The organism is Microbacterium sp. 13-71-7 (assembly GCF_002257455.1).
GTDB lineage: Bacteria > Actinomycetota > Actinomycetes > Actinomycetales > Microbacteriaceae > Microbacterium.
The window spans coordinates 17,515-32,185 of sequence record NZ_NCKN01000014.1 but is presented as its reverse complement, the minus strand read 5'-3'; the positions used below and the strand labels follow the sequence as shown (position 1 = coordinate 32,185).

The window sequence follows — 14,671 nt, the reverse complement described above, 5'->3', positions numbered from 1 at the left end:
GGCGAGCGGCGCATCTACTCGAACGCCGGGTTCGACGCCCTCGCCGCGCACGTCGCCGAGGCCGTCGGCATGGACTTCTCGGACTGGATGCTGCGCGAGGTGACGCTCCCGCTCGGCATGGAGCGCACGGACGTGACGGGCCGCCCGTCGGCCGGGGCATCCGCCTCGATCGAGGACCTGCTGATCTTCGGCCGAGAGGTGCTGCGCCCCACGCTCATCCCTGCCGCGCTGCGGGATCTCGCGCTCACCGTCTCGCACCAGGGGCTGCGCGGCCTCGTGCCCGGCTACGGCTCCTTTCCGGACAACCAGTGGGGCCTCGGCTTCGAGCTCAAGGGCGTCAAGAGCCCGCACTGGCTGGGCGACGGGCTCCCGCCCGAGACCGCCGGCCACTTCGGCGCGCTCGGCAGCTTCCTGTTCATCGACCGGTCGCGCGATGTCGCGGCCGCGTTCCTCTCCGGCGTGCCGTTCGGCGAGGAGCACAAGCGGATCTGGCCCCCGCTCACCGAGGAGATCGTCACGCGCTACGGGCGCTGACCGGATCCGGAGAGAGACGCCGGATCCGCGCACCGGAAGCTCCGGATCCGGATCCCGGTCCGGCTCAGGATCCCGCGACGGCGCGGGCGTAGCGCTCGGACAGCAGACGCAGCCGCGGCACCAGCTCGGGCGGGCTCTCCACGGTGAAGTCCATCATCAGCATCCCGATGTAGGCGGCGACGGTGTCGAGACTGTCCGCGCCGGTGACCAGGACGCAGTGGTCGGCGTCGAGCGGTTCGACCACGCCGACGGTGGGGTTGATGCGGTCGAGCACGCTCTGCGCCGAGGCGTCCACGCGCAGCCTGGCATGCACCTTCCAGCCGCTCGCCGCGATCGTCCGCATCGCGAAGGCGGTGTAGTCGCCGCCAGGGAGCGGCTGCGGCGCGAACGGCCGCCGCGTGGGCATCCGCAGCGTCATCCAGTCCACCCGGTAGGTGCCCCAGGATCCGTCCTGCGGATCCCGGGCGACGAGGTGCCACCGTCGCTGCCAGCTCAGCAGCCGGTAAGGCTCGACCAGCACGGGGGAGTCGTCGTAGTCGAAGCGCAGCCATTCGGTGTCGCGGATCGCCGCGGCGACGGCTCGCAGTACGGCGGGGTCGACCTCGGGGTCCGGCGCATCGGTGCCGACGTTCTCCTGGCCGCGGTCGACGGTGGATCCGAGCGCCGCCACGGTGGGCCGCAGATGAGCGGGGAGCACCTGCTCGATCTTGGCGAGTGCCCGCGCGCGGACGTCCTCGATTCCGGCGATACCCGCGGCGGCCTGCAGGCCGACCGTCACCGCGACGGCCTCCTCGTCGTCGAGCAGCAGGGGAGGGAGCGATCCGCCGGCACCCAGCCGATAGCCGCCGACCGCGCCGCGCGTCGCATCCACCGGATAGCCGAGGTCGCGCAGCCGCTCGATGTCGGCGCGCACCGTGCGACCGCTCACGCCGAGACGCTCGGCGAGCTCCGTTCCGGTGCGCGCGGATCCGGTCTGCAGCAGCGAGAGCAGCGCGAGCAGTCGCGCCGAAGGGCCGGTCACGGGATCTCCGATCGATCGGATCCATTAGGAACGAATCAAGCCTAATCGGCTCATAGTGTCGAAGACATGAACAGCACCGCAGCCCTCGCCCTCCGCCCCTTCACCGTCTCCGTCACCGATGCCGAGGTCGCCGACCTGCAGGATCGCCTGGCGCGCACCCGCCTGCCGCAGCCGGCCCCCGCGGACGACTGGACCACCGGCACGCCGAACGACTACCTCCGCGAGGCGCTCGCCGCGTGGCGCTCCTTCGACTGGCGCGCCGCCGAGGCCCGCATCAACGCCTTCCCGCACTTCGTCGCCGAGATCGACGGCCAGGACATCCACTTCATCCACGTGCGCTCCGCGCACGAGGGCGCGACGCCGCTGCTGCTCGCGCACACCTACCCCGGATCCTCCGTCGACTACCTCGACGTGATCGACCGTCTCGTCGACCCGGTCGCGCACGGCGGCCGCGCGGAGGACGCCTTCGACGTCGTCATCCCGGACGCGCCGGGTTACGGCTTCTCGCAGCCGGTGACCGCGTCGGGATGGACGATGGCGCGCGTGGCCAGGGCCTACGACGCGCTCATGCGCGGCCTCGGCTACGACAGCTACGGCGTGCACGGGTCCGACAACGGCGCGATGGTCGCGCGCGAGCTCGGCCTGCTGGCGCCGGAGGGGTTCCTCGGCCTGCACGTGCTGCAGCTGTTCTCGTTCCCCTCGGGCGACCCGAGCGAGTTCGAGCGCCTCGAGCCCGCCGACTACGCGGGCCTCGAGCACATGCAGTGGTTCCAGTCGGTGGGCGGCTACAACACGATGAACGCCTCGCGTCCGCAGACCGTCGCGGTCGGCCTCAGCGATTCCCCGATCGGCCTGCTGGCCTACAGCGAGCTGTTCAACAGCTTCGGCAACGGCACCTCGCTCGTGCCGCTGGAGAAGATCCTGCTGGAGGTCAGCGTGAACTGGTTCGCGAACGCGGCGGCGGGCATGAGCCGCAGCTACTTCGAGAACGCGCAGGCGCAGGCCGAGCCGCAGGTGAACCACGCGCCCACCGGCGTCGCCGTCTTCAAGGACGACTTCCAGACGATCCGGGTCTTCGCCGAGCGCGACAACGACAACATCGTGCACTGGAGCCGCTTCGACGAGGGCGGCCACTTCGCCGCCCTGGAGCGCCCCGACGTGCTCGCCGGCGACGTCCGCGCGTTCTTCGCGGGGATCCGCACCCGCTGAGACGGCCGTCCGAATGCAGAGCCCGCGGTCCGGAATGCCGGGCGGCGGGCTCTGCCGTCCTCGGGGGTAGGGTCGGGGCATGGTCACCGTGGACCCCGGATCCGGATCCGAAGCAGTGCAGCGTCGGCGCACCTGGGTGCTGGGCGGCGCGCTGCTCGTCGCGTCGGCGCTCGCGCAGCTGGCGGCTCAGGGGCCGCTCGCCCCGCTGCACCGCGCCGTCGACGTGCTCTTCGTCGCCGGCGCTCTCGTGCTGGTGATCGGGCTGGGTCGCGCAGGGAGCGTCACCGCGCGTCGGCCGCTCGGCACCGGGGCTGTGATCGCACTGGCGGTGGTGTTGCTGGGCCTCCCTTTCGCGCTGGACGCGGTGCTTCGTGACGCCGACGGATATGGGAGCGGGCAGCTCATCGGTGTCGCCGGGGTGCTCACGATGGTGCAGGTCGTCGTGACCCTCATGCTCGCGATCATCGCCGTGGTGCAGATCGGTCGCATCGGAGTGGTCCCCCGCCCCTGGAACTGGGCGCCGCTGTGGGCACTGGGCGTGGTCGTGGCGACGCGGCTCCTCGCCATGCTGAGGCTCAGCCCGTTGTTCGCCGACACCGCCGACGCCGCGGGCGCCCTGTTCGTGACAGGTCTTCTCGGTGTGATCAACACCGCGGCGATCGCGTTCCTCGGCATCGTCGCGATCGTGCTGGGAGCCCGTACGGAGCCCGGATCCGTCGCCGTGTACTCCTCGAACGCCGGGTGAGGATCCCGGTCCGTCATCGTGTTGCGGGCGGCGGCCCTCGGCACGGGTCCGCGGGGTAGCCTCGGATCCGGGCCGGATCCGGCTCGTCATCCATCCGTCACCCGAAGGAGATCCGCATGGCCGAGGTCGAGAGCTTCACCCTGGACCACACCGCCGTCAAGGCGCCCTATGTGCGCCTGATCGGCGTCGAGCAGGGTCCGCGCGGCGACGAGATCTCCAACTTCGACGTGCGCTTCGTGCAGCCGAACGAGGGCGAGATCCCCACGGCGGCGCTGCACACGATCGAGCACACCCTGGCCTCGCTGCTGCGCGACCGGGTCGACGGGGTCATCGACATCTCGCCGTTCGGCTGCCGCACCGGGTTCCACCTCATCACGTGGGGCCGCCCCGAGGTCCCGGCGCTCGTGGACGCGATCACCGACAGCCTGCGCTTCATCGCCGAGAAGGCGGAGTGGAGCGACGTCCCCGGCGTCAGCGCCGTGGAGTGCGGCAACTACCGCGACCACAGCCTGCACGGCGCGCGCGAATGGTCCGCGCGGATCCTGGAGCAGGGCATCAGCCGCGACGCGTTCACCCGCGTCCTGGGCTGAGCCGCACCGCACCCCGCCCCGCCCCAGCGTGCCCGCACGCACCGACGCCCCCTCTGCGCACCGACGCCCCCTCCGGGGTGCGTCTGCGGGAGGGGGCGTCGGTGCTGCGAGGGGGTCTCGGCGGGAGTGGGCTCGCGAGGCTCGCGAGGCGCGAGGCGCGCGTCAGGCGTCAGGCCCGGGCGATGCGGAGCGTGCGCACCTCGAAGGGGCGCAGGGACAGCGCCTCGCCGGTGCGCGGCGACTCCAGCTCGTCCTCGATGAGCGAGACCTCGCGGATCCCGCGGTGCGGGAAGGCGACGGTCAGGGATCCGGACGTGCGCCGGCCGAGCGACTCGTAGACGCGCACGACCACGTCGCCGGAGCGGTCGTCGGCGAGCTTCACGCTCGACACGACGATGCCCTCGCCGGACACGGCGATCAGCGGCTCGACCTCGTTCGCGCCGCGGACGACGGTCGACGGCGCGTTCAGCGCGATGCCCTCCGCGGTCGCGATCGCGGCGTCCGCGCCGATCACGAGGCCCACCTGGATCTCGTGCGTGCCGTGGTCGGTGTCGGGATCGGGGAAGCGCGGGGCGCGCAGCAGCGACAGGCGCACGGTCGTGGTGACGTCGTCGCCGTCCACATCGCGCGTGGTGTCGAAGCCGTAGATCGAGTCGTTCACGAGCGCGGCGCCGAAGCCGCCGTCCTCCTGCACGAGCACGAACCGGTGCATCGAGGTCTCGAACTTCGCGGCCTCCCAGCTCGTGTTCACGTGCGTGACCCTGCGCTGGAAGCCGAACTGCGTCTCGGCGGCCGTCTCGCGGGCGAAGATCTCGAGCGGGAAGGCGAGCTTGAGCAGCTTCTCCGTCTCGTGCCAGTCGATCTCGTTGCGGAGCAGAACCGTGCGGGATCCGGGACGCAGGGTGATCGTCTGCCGCAGGGAGGACTCCGAGAACGGCCGCTCCACGACGATCGTCGCGACGCCGCTCTCGACGGACGCCGAGATCGACGACACCGCCACGAGGTCGTCCACGCGGTTGCGGTAGTACTTGTCGATGTCCCACGCGTCCCACATGTTCGGGAAGTCCTGGTGCAGCTGGAACAGGTTCGCCGGCTTTCCCGCGGGGATCGTCTCCCGGCCCGATGCCTTGTCCCGCGCGGAGACGATGAGACCCTCGGGCGAGATCACGACCGCGACGAGGCCGTTCTCGAGGCGGAAGCCGTCGGCGGACTCGGTGAGGGAGACGGGCAGGGGCACGTAGCGAATCTGGGCCGGCTCTTCGGCAACCGGCGTTTCGTCTCGGTCGGCTCCGCCGTCCTCGCTCAACGACCCCGGAGTGGAGGCGAGGGAGGCGCCGAGCGCGCGAGCGCCGGGTGCGACACCGACCGACGTCGGGGTGAAGACGAGCTCCACGTCACCGGAACCGGCGAGCGCGGCGCGCGCGGCCTCGGACAGCGCGCGGGCCTCGTCGAGCACGTCGGAGAGCACCGAGACGGCCTCGCGGTGCACCCACGCGATCGAGGTGCCGGGGAGGATGTCGTGGAACTCGTGCAGCAGCACGGTCTGCCACAGCCGGTCCAGCTCGTCGTGCGGGTAGGCCGCACCGAGGCGCACGGCCGCGGTCGACGCCCACAGCTCGGCCTCGATGAGCGCCTGCTCCGCCCAGCGGTGCAGCGCCTTCGTGGCGTGCTGGCTGGTGAGCGTGCCGCGGTGCAGTTCGAGGTACAGCTCGCCGACCCACACCGCCGGATCCGGAAGCTCCGCCTTGGCGGCGTCGAAGAACTCGTCCGGGTGGATCCACTCGACCTGGGCGGATCCCTCCAGCGACGCGAGCCGCGACGCCTTGCCGGTCATCTCCCGGGTCGTGCCGCCGCCGCCGTCGCCCCAGCCCACCGGGGCGATCGAGCGGGTCGCGACGCGGTTCTCCTTGAACTGGCGCGAGGCCTTGGCGACCTCCATGCCCGAGAGCTGCGAGTTGTAGGTGTCCATCGGCGGGAAGTGCGTGAAGATCCGCGATCCGTCGATGCCCTCCCAGTCGAAGCTGTGGTGCGGGAACACGTTCCGCTGGTTCCACGAGATCTTCTGGGTGAAGAACCACTCGAAGCCGGCCCGGCGCATGAGCTGGGGCAGGGCGGGGGAGTAGCCGAAGCTGTCCGGCAGCCACACGCCCTTCGACCGGATCCCGAACTCGCGCTCGAAGAAGCGCTGTCCGTGCGAGAACTGTCGCACGAGCGACTCCCCGGTCGGCATGACCGTGTCGGACTCGACCCACATGCCGCCGAGCGGCAGGAACCGTCCCTCGGCGACGGCGGCCTTGATCCGGGCGTAGACCTCGGGGCGGTGCTCCTTCATCCAGGCGTACTGCTGCGCGCTGGACATGCCGTAGCGGAACTGCGGCTGCTCCTCGAGCAGGGTCGTCATCGACGAGGTGGTGCGGGCGACCTTGCGCACGGTCTCGCGCAGCGGCCACAGCCAGGCCGAGTCGATGTGCGCGTGCCCGATCGCGGCGATGCGGTGCGCGCTCGCGTCGGCGGGCGCCGCCAGCACCTCGGCCAGCTGAGCCCTGGCATCGCCCGCGGTCTCGACGATCCGCTGCAGGTCGAGCACGTCGAGCGCGTCGTCGAGCGCCTGCAGGATCCGCATGCGGCGGGGGCTGGTCTCGGGGAGCTCGGCCTGGAGATCGAGCAGCACCTCGAGGTCGAGGGACAGTTCGAACACCTCCGTCTCGAACACCGCGAGGTCCATGTGGCGCACACGGTAGAGCGGATCCGGCGAGGAGGTGAGGATGTCGCCCTCCTGCGTGGGCAGGAAGGGGTGGTAGTCCAGCAGCACAGGGTTGGAGGCGCCCTCGAGGAACAGCTCGACCGTCTCCTCGCCCTCGGCCCGCTCCGTGATGGGCAGCCACTGGTTGCGCGGGTTGAGGCTCTTCACCGGGACCGGCTCGCCGTCGGCGCCGGCGCGGTAGGCGAGCGCCTCGCACTGGAAGCCGGTCATGTTGATGTCGAAGCCGAGGTCGACGAGCGCCTCGACGCGCTTGCCGGCCCACTCGGCCGGGACTGTGCCGCGGATCCGGAACCACGTGGTTCCCCACGCGGGGCCCCACTGCTGGCCGGCCGAGAACGGCGCGTAGTCGAGCGCCAGCCCCTCGGCCGCGGGGATCGGCTCGCCAGGAAGGACGTGCGCGGCGATCTCCAGCGGGATGCGGGCGGAGTGGACGGCGGGGCGCACGCGCTCGCCGAGCACGCGGGTGACGCGGCCGACGGTGAGCGAGGTCTCTTCGTGCACGGGGGTGCTCCTTCGCGGTGCGAGAATGTCAGAACGCCTGGGGAAATCCTCTCCCACAGGGCCAACTAAAACGATCTAGTACGGTGAGTCTATGTCACAGGCGAAGCGCATCACCATCGCCGATATCGCCCGGCTCGCGGGAGTGTCTCCCGGCGCGGTCTCCTTCGCGCTGAACGGGCGCCCCGGCGTCAGCGAGCAGACCCGTCAGCGCATCCTCGACATCGCCGAGGAGAACCAGTGGCAGCCGAGCTCGGCCGCGCGGGCCCTGGTCGGATCCCGTGCCGGAGTGGTCGGCTTCGCGGTCAACCGCCCGGCGCGCACCCTCGGCACCGAGGCGTTCTTCACCGACCTCATCGCCGGCGTGCAGTCGGCCCTCGCTCAGCACGGCGTCGCCCTGCAGCTGGTCGTCGTCTCCTCGATCGAGGAGGAGATGGCGACCTACCGGCGCTGGCGCAGCGCGAACCAGGTCGACGGCGTGATCGTGATCGACCCGCGCGACGACGACCCGCGTCTGGCGCTGCTGCCCTCGCTGCCGCTGCCGGCCGTGGTGATCGGCAGCAGGGACACGGCGGGGGATCCTCCCGCGATCTGGCTCGATGACGAGGCCGCCGCGCATGCGCTGTTCGACTACCTCGCCGCGCTCGGGCACCGCGAGATCGCCTACGTCTCCGGGCCCGCCGAGTTCCAGCACACCCGCATCCGCGCCGACGTGCTCGCTGCGCTCGCGGCACGGGACGTCACGGGCGAGACCTTCGTGACCGACTTCTCCCCGGCGGCCGCCACCGCCGCGACCCGCACGCTGCTCAGTCGCGCCACGAGGCCGACGGCCGTCGTCTACGACAACGACGTGATGGCGATCGCGGGGCTCAGGGTCGCGCAGGAGATGGGCGTCGGGGTGCCGCAGGCGCTGTCGGTGGCGTCCTTCGACGACTCCGTGGTGACGGGGCTCGTGCACCCGTCGATCACGTGCCTCACGCGCGACACCTTCGCCCTCGGCGAGCAGGCCGCGGCCTTCCTGCTGGAGCGGATCGGATCCGCGGATCCGCTGCCGTCCCGCCGCGGCACCGCCCCCGCGCTGACGATCCGCGAGAGCACCGCCGCCCCCGCACGCTGAGGCGCGGCGACCTCGGGCGCGCTTCGAGCCGGTGCGCCGGGCGGGCGACGACCGCAACAGGCGCCCAGGGACCGCTCCGGCCCGTTCGGTAGAGTGCTCAGGGTCGACGAGAGGAAATCGCTGATGACGCCGGACACCGCGAAGAAGAAGCACCAGGACTACAACCCGGGGCCGCGCGTGGGGATCACCTTCTCCACCTTCGACCTGCTGCACGCGGGGCACATCATGATGCTCGCCGAGGCCAAGCGGCAGTGCGACTACCTCATCTGCGGCCTGCAGATGGACCCCACCCTGGATCGCCCGGAGAAGAACGCTCCCACGCAGACCGTGGTCGAGCGCTACATCCAGCTGCGCGGCTGCGAGTACGTCGACGAGATCGTCCCGTACTCGACCGAGCAGGACCTCGAGGACATCCTCCGCTCCTTCAAGCTCGACGTGCGCATCGTCGGCGACGAGTACGAGGACCGCGACTTCACCGGCCGCGCGTACTGCGAGGAGGCGGGCATCGAGCTGTACTTCAACAGCCGCGACCACCGGTTCTCCAGCTCCGGCCTGCGCAAGATCGTCGCGGCCAAGGAGGCCGAGCGGGTCAACGGCCAGAGCTGACCCGCCCGGCGCTCAGAGCCAGGGCGCCGGATCCCAGTCGAAGCTCCGCGCCCACTCCTCGAGCTCGGCGCGCAGCGCGTCCGCGATCTCGGGGTGCTGCGCGGACAGGTCGACGGCCTCGGCCGGATCCTCGTCGAGGTTCGCGAGCAGGCTGGCGCCGAGCACGAACGGCCCGCCGAGGTGCTCCCTGGGCGACGTCGTGAGCTTCCAGGGGCCGCGGCGCGCGGCGAGCTGAGGGCCGTACTCCCAGAACAGCGTGCGCTCGGCGGGAAGCGGTGCGAGCGCCTTCAGGGCGTCGAGCACGCTCGCGCCGTCGGCGTCGTCCGCCGCCGGCGCGCCGATCGCATCGAGCACGGTGGGCACGATGTCCGTCATCGCGCCGGGCTCCGCCCACTCCGCGCCCTGCGGCAGCGCGGCGGGCCAGGAGACGATCGCGGGCACCCTGATCCCGCCCTCGTACAGCGAGCCCTGGTTGCCGCGCAGGCCGCCGGTGGATCCGCCCTGGTAGTCGATCTCCTCGCCGTTCAGCCAGTTGCGGCTCTCGGTGGAGGGGCCGTTGTCGGAGGAGAAGAACACGATCGTGTCGTCCCCGAGCCCCGCCGCGTCGAGCGCGTCCAGGATGCGGCCCACGCCGTCGTCCATGGCGGCGATCATCGCGGCCATGATGCGGCGATCGTCCGGGAGGTCGGGGAAGCGGTCGACGTACTCCTTCGGCGCGTGCATCGGGTAGTGCGGGGCGTTGAACGGCACGTAGCAGAGGAACGGATCCGCGGCGTTCGCGCGGATGAAGTCCGCGGCCTTCTCCGCGATGACTTCGGTGAGGTAGCGGCCGTTGTCGTACACCTCGCGCTCGTCGTCCCACAGGTCGTGCACCGGGTTCTGGCCCTGGCCCCAGTAGAAGATGTGGGAGTAGTAGTCCACGCAGCCGGCGAGGAAGCCGAAGTGCTGTGCGAAGCCACGGTCCAGCGGACGGTAGCCGGATCCCGTGCCCAGGTGCCACTTGCCGAAGATCCCGGTGCGATAGCCCTCGTCCTGCAGGCGGGAGGCTAGCGTCGGCTGCGCCGGCAGCCCCGGCGTGCCGCGCTTCCCTCCGAGGATCTCCTGGACGCCGGCGTTGACCGGGTGGCGCCCGGTGAGCAGCGCCGCGCGGGACGGCGAGCAGACCGGAGAGTTCGAGTACCAGTTCGTGAGGCGCACCCCGCGCGCCGCCAGCCGGTCCAGATGCGGGGTGAGGACGTCGTCGCCCCCGAAGCAGCCGACATCGCCGTAGCCGAGGTCGTCGGCGTAGATCACGACGACGTTCGGGCGCCTCATGCGGTGACCTCTGCGACATCCTCCGCGCCGTCGACGACCGTGTTGTTCGAGGAGTAGGTCCCGGATCCGGTGCTCAGATCCGGACGGATCAGGTCGGCGATGCCGCGTGCGGCGAGGTCGGCCGGATCCGCCGCGGTGCGGGAGGTGACGAAGGCGGCGTCGAGTCCGGCCTCGCACGCGTCGACCCACGCCTGGAAGATGGCGCCCCCCGGGCTCATCGCGGCACGGCTGACCGGGATCTCGTGGGCGTCGACCTCGATGACGATCGCCGTCGTGCGGGCGGGGGCCTGCCGCCGTGCGCGCAGCTCTGGGATGATCTCCGCGAAGCGCCGACCGATGGGCTTGGCCTCGCCCGCCTGGTCGATCAGACCGAGCGAGTACTCGAGCTCGGGGTAGTCGGCGAGTTCGCGGCCCACGTCGTGCGAGCACCACCAGGTGACGCCCCAGAGGTTCTCGGTGCGCACCGCGGCGCGCACGGTCGCCTCGAGGAAGTCGGGGGTCTGCTCCGGCGTCAGGCAGTTCGACGGGGCGCCGACCTCCTGCAGCCAGACCGGACGGTGCGGATCCGTCGCGAAGGCGCGGGACAGTTCGATCATGTACTCGGCGTGCCGGTCGCTCGCCGCGCTCCGCCCGCCGTAGCGCTGGGCGGTGCCGTTGAAGATCCACGAGTGCACCGTGGTCATCGCGCCGATCCGGCTGGCATGCGTCGGCACGAAGCCGTGACCGTCCATGTACCAGGCCGCGTCGTACTCGCTGTGCACGTGCGGCAGCCCAGGCGCGGAGCGCTCCGCCGCGTCCAGCAATGCGGTGAGCCAGCCCGCGGCCTCCTCGGGCGAGACCGGCCAGGGGTGCGGGTGCACGGCCGCGGAGAACTGGTTGACCTCGTTGCCGAGCGTGAAGCCGAGGAAGTTCGGGGCGTCGCGCAGCGCGGCGCCGAGGCGCTCCACGAGCGCGACCTGCCCGCTCAGCGCGATGGGGTGGGTGAACATGTTCTTGTCGTGCCAGGTGAACAGCCACGACGGGATGAAGTCGAAGCTCGACAGGTGGCCCTGGATCACGTCGACGCTCGCGTCCATGCCGAACTCGGCGGCGACGTCGACCACGGCCCTCACGTCCGCGACCGCCTTCTCCCGGATGAGCGTCCGGTTCGGCTGCAGCACCGGCCAGAGCGGGAAGATCCGCACGTGGTCGAGCCCGAGCGCGGCGAGCCCGGCGAAGTCGCGCCGCACGACGTCGAGGTCGAGGTCGAGCCAGGAGTGCATCCACTCCTTCGACGGCGTGTAGTTCGCGCCGAACCGCAGCGGGGCGGCTCCGCTCGGAACGGCGGAGTGTGCGGCGTCGGTGCCGAGGGTCATCGAGTACGTCCTTCCGGGACGGGCTGGCGCGGGTGGGGGGAGTCGCCGAGGTCCTGCTGGAGATCCCAGAGCTTCAGGGTCAGCTCACGCCGGATGCCGGCGTATGCGGGATCGAGATGCACGCTGGTGAGCTCGTATGGATCCTTCTCCAGATCGAAGAGCTCCCACTCCGGAGGATAGGACGTGTCGCCCGTATTGGGCAGTCCCATTCCGTCGGCGTAGTAGTAGATCAGCTTGTAGCGGTCGGTGCGCACGCCGTAGTGCGCCCAGACGTGGTGCATGTGGTCGTCGTGCTCGTAGAACCGGTAGTAGTGGGCGTCCCGCACGGGAGCCGGATCCGCCGCGGTCAGGAGCTCCACGAGGCTGCTGCCCTGCATGCCCTCGGGCGCCGCGACCCCGGCGAAGTCGAGCAGGGTCTGCGCGATGTCGACGTTCGAGACGAGCGCCTCCGTGCTCCCGCCGGCGGCGACGCGGGCGGGATAGCTGAGCACGAGCGGCATCCGCAGCGACTCCTCGTACATGAACCGCTTGTCGAACCAGCCGTGCTCGCCGAGGTAGAAGCCCTGGTCGGACGCGTAGATCGTGACCGTGTCGTCGAACCGGCCGCTCTCGTGCAGGAAGTCGGTGAGCGCCTGCACGCCCTCGTCCACCGCGGCGACGCAGCGCAGGTAGTCCTGCATGTAGCGCTGGTACTTCCACAGGGCGCGCTCCGCGTAGCCCAGCTCGGCGGGCGGATCCTCCTTGAGGTCGATGTCCGTGAGGTAGTCCGCGATGCGCATCGTGGCGTGGTGGGCGGGTGTGCCGCGGCCGTCGTAGTCGTCGTCGAAGGTGGGAGGCAGCGGGATCGGATCCGTGAACAGATCCGCGTGCCGCGGGTGCGGAAGCCAGGGGCGGTGCGGGGCCTTGTGCCACACCAGCACGCAATAGGGCTCGTCGCCCTGCGCCTCCATCCACGCCAGCGCGTGGTCGGTGATGATGTCGGTGACGTAGCCCTGGTGGCGCACCGGGCCGTCCGGCGAGTAGAACTCCGGATCGAAGTACTCGCCCTGATCCGGCAGCACCTCCCAGTGATCGAAGCCCACGGGGTCGTGTTCCGGGCCGTGGCCGAGGTGCCACTTGCCGAACATCGCGGTGCGGTAGCCCGCCGCCTTGAGCGCCGTGATGAAGGTCTCGTGGTCGTTCGCCAGGGGCGTGGCGAGCGTGGTGACGGCGCTCGTGTGGCTGTAGGTGCCGGTGAGGAAGGCCGCGCGACTCGGCGTGCACAGCGCGTTCTCCACCAGCGCGCGGTCGAAGCGCATCCCGGCGGCCGCGATCGCGTCGATTCCTGGCGTGGTGTTCACGACTGATCCGTAGCAGCCGATCGCATTCGAGGCGTGGTCGTCGGTCAGCACGAACACGATGTTCGGGCGACGGGGACTGCTCATCGCGTTCCTCCTTGAGTCGCTGAAGGGATTTGGTTCGCCGCATCGGCGGTCTGCGGTGCTGTTGGACGACACCGCGTCCTTGTGGCATGCTAGGCACACTATATCGTTTTAGTGATGGGATGCCAGCGCCGGCCGGCGATGCACCCGGGACACTTCGAAGGAGAACACGTCCATGAAGATCCGATCGACTATCGCCGTCGGCATCGCCGCGGTCGCGGCGCTCGCTCTCACCTCCTGCACCGGGGGAGGGGCGGCCTCCGGAGGCGGATCCGCCGACGGCGAGATCAAGGGCACGGTCACTTTCCAGACCTGGTCGCTGAAGAACGACAAGTTCACGCCCTACTTCGAGAACATCGCGAAGAGCTTCGAGAAGGAGCACCCCGGCGTCACGGTCAAGTGGATCGACCAGCCCGCCGACGGCTACGAGGACAAGATCCTGCAGCAGGCCGAGTCGAACGAGCTTCCCGACGTCGTGAACCTGCCGCCGGAGTTCGCGCAGGAGCTCGCCAAGGCCGGTCAGCTCGCCGACCTGAAGAAGGACTCGAAGATCATCGGCGACTACGTCGACGGTGGCGTCGCGGCCTACACCTACAAGGGGCTCGAGGGCACCTACGCCTTCCCGTGGTACCTCGGCACCGAGCTGAACTACTGGAACATGGACCTGCTCGGCAAGGCCGGACTCACCGCGCCGCCGAAGACGTTCGACGAGACGCTGGACGCCGCGTCGAAGCTCGGCAAGCTCGGCATCGCGACGCTGTCCGATGTGCCGAGCCCCAAGTCGCTGCAGATCGACATCAGCGACCAGGGCAAGACCTTCGACTTCGTCAAGGACGGCAAGTTCGTCTTCGACACCCCCGAGGCTGAGGCGATCGTCGAGCGCTACGCCGAGCTGTACAAGGAGGGCGCGGTCAGCCCCGAGGCGCTGCAGAACGCCGGCACGGCCAACGCCAACGTCGACAACTTCAACAAGGGCAGCGTCGCGTGGACGACCGCCGGCCCGAACTACATCGACAAGAACCTCGCGGTCAACTCGCCGGCCCTGCTCCCCTCGGTCAAGGTGACCGGCGGATTCGGCGAGCCGCCGCTGTTCGTGCAGGGCATCAGCGTCTCCAAGAACGCGAAGAGCCCTGCAGCCGCGGTCGCCTTCGCCGAGTACGTCACGAACGACGCGAACCAGGTCGAGTTCATGAAGCTCGCCGCCGGCTTCTTCCCCGGCACGAAGAAGGCCAACGAGGATCCGTCCGCCTTCGCCGGTACCGCGCAGAACGCGGAGCAGACCCAGGCGACGACCTTCGCGGCGGCGCAGATGGACAAGGCCCGCGTCCCCGGCGCTCCCGGCAGCGGCTACGTCGACTCCATGGAGAACTACGCCAAGCAGCAGATCGCCCTCGCGATCAAGGGCGACATCACGGCGAAGGATGCGCTGAAGAAGGCGCAGGACTACGCCAACCAGAACGTGTCCAAGTGACCCGATGAGTGAGAGGAGGGGGTGAG

At 70.4% G+C, this 14,671-nt stretch carries 12 protein-coding genes; 7 read left to right on the top strand and 5 right to left on the bottom strand.

The window, feature by feature from the left end:
• Positions 1–534: serine hydrolase domain-containing protein (locus tag B7X32_RS02635; RefSeq protein WP_292715630.1), on the top strand; the 534-nt coding region annotated here is incomplete at its 5' end.
• Positions 535–598: 64 nt separating this feature from the next.
• On the opposite strand, the gene B7X32_RS02630 is transcribed toward B7X32_RS02635, so the two are convergent.
• Positions 599–1,555 carry a WYL domain-containing protein gene (locus tag B7X32_RS02630; protein ID WP_292715627.1) on the bottom strand — a complete coding sequence of 319 codons (957 nt, stop codon included), beginning with the start codon at positions 1,553–1,555 and terminating at the stop codon, positions 599–601.
• A 66-nt stretch (positions 1,556–1,621) separates the two neighbouring features.
• On the opposite strand from B7X32_RS02630, the gene B7X32_RS02625 reads away from it, so the two are divergent.
• The 3 genes from B7X32_RS02625 to B7X32_RS02615 all read left to right on the top strand — a co-directional run bounded on the left by B7X32_RS02625 (position 1,622) and on the right by B7X32_RS02615 (position 4,099).
• Positions 1,622–2,764: an epoxide hydrolase family protein gene (locus B7X32_RS02625; protein WP_292715623.1), complete on the top strand. Its 1,143-nt coding sequence runs from the start codon at positions 1,622–1,624 to the stop codon at positions 2,762–2,764.
• Positions 2,765–2,843: 79 nt separating this feature from the next.
• Positions 2,844–3,509 (top strand): hypothetical protein, encoded by a 666-nt coding sequence (locus B7X32_RS02620; RefSeq protein ID WP_292715620.1) that lies wholly within the window; start codon positions 2,844–2,846, stop codon positions 3,507–3,509.
• A gap of 116 nt (positions 3,510–3,625) precedes the next feature.
• A complete protein-coding gene (locus B7X32_RS02615) occupies positions 3,626–4,099 on the top strand; it encodes an S-ribosylhomocysteine lyase (RefSeq protein WP_292715618.1) in 474 nt (157 codons plus the stop codon).
• Between the two features lie 169 nt (positions 4,100–4,268).
• Here B7X32_RS02615 and B7X32_RS02610 read toward each other — a convergent pair whose 3' ends face one another.
• Complete coding sequence (locus B7X32_RS02610; RefSeq protein ID WP_292715615.1) at positions 4,269–7,364, bottom strand: glycoside hydrolase family 38 C-terminal domain-containing protein; 3,096 nt, start codon at positions 7,362–7,364, stop codon at positions 4,269–4,271.
• Positions 7,365–7,455: 91 nt separating this feature from the next.
• Between B7X32_RS02610 and B7X32_RS02605 the strand changes: the two genes are divergently transcribed.
• Together B7X32_RS02605 and B7X32_RS02600 are read left to right on the top strand one after the other, a co-directional pair.
• The gene (locus tag B7X32_RS02605) at positions 7,456–8,478 is read left to right on the top strand and encodes a LacI family DNA-binding transcriptional regulator (protein WP_292715612.1); all 1,023 of its coding nucleotides are present in this window, start codon (positions 7,456–7,458) and stop codon (positions 8,476–8,478) included.
• 123 nt (positions 8,479–8,601) lie between these two features.
• Positions 8,602–9,084, top strand: coding sequence for an adenylyltransferase/cytidyltransferase family protein (locus B7X32_RS02600; protein ID WP_292715608.1), 483 nt, complete (start codon positions 8,602–8,604; stop codon positions 9,082–9,084).
• A 12-nt stretch (positions 9,085–9,096) separates the two neighbouring features.
• Here the strand turns inward: B7X32_RS02600 and B7X32_RS02595 are convergent, their stop codons facing one another.
• The 3 genes from B7X32_RS02595 to B7X32_RS02585 are packed head-to-tail and all read right to left on the bottom strand — an operon-like array spanning position 9,097 to position 13,177.
• Positions 9,097–10,398, bottom strand: a complete 1,302-nt coding sequence (locus B7X32_RS02595; RefSeq protein WP_292715605.1) for a sulfatase-like hydrolase/transferase — start codon at positions 10,396–10,398, stop codon at positions 9,097–9,099.
• Complete coding sequence (locus B7X32_RS02590) at positions 10,395–11,753, bottom strand: glycosyl hydrolase (protein WP_292715602.1); 1,359 nt, start codon at positions 11,751–11,753, stop codon at positions 10,395–10,397. The genes B7X32_RS02595 and B7X32_RS02590 overlap by 4 nt, the downstream gene beginning before the upstream one ends.
• A complete protein-coding gene (locus tag B7X32_RS02585) occupies positions 11,750–13,177 on the bottom strand; it encodes a sulfatase (protein ID WP_292715599.1) in 1,428 nt (475 codons plus the stop codon). Before B7X32_RS02585 ends, B7X32_RS02590 begins: the two co-directional genes overlap by 4 nt.
• 172 nt (positions 13,178–13,349) lie before the next feature.
• Between B7X32_RS02585 and B7X32_RS02580 the strand changes: the two genes are divergently transcribed.
• Entirely contained in the window at positions 13,350–14,645 is a 1,296-nt protein-coding gene (locus tag B7X32_RS02580) for an extracellular solute-binding protein (protein ID WP_292715596.1), read from the top strand.
• The last annotated feature ends 26 nt before the right edge of the window (positions 14,646–14,671 follow it).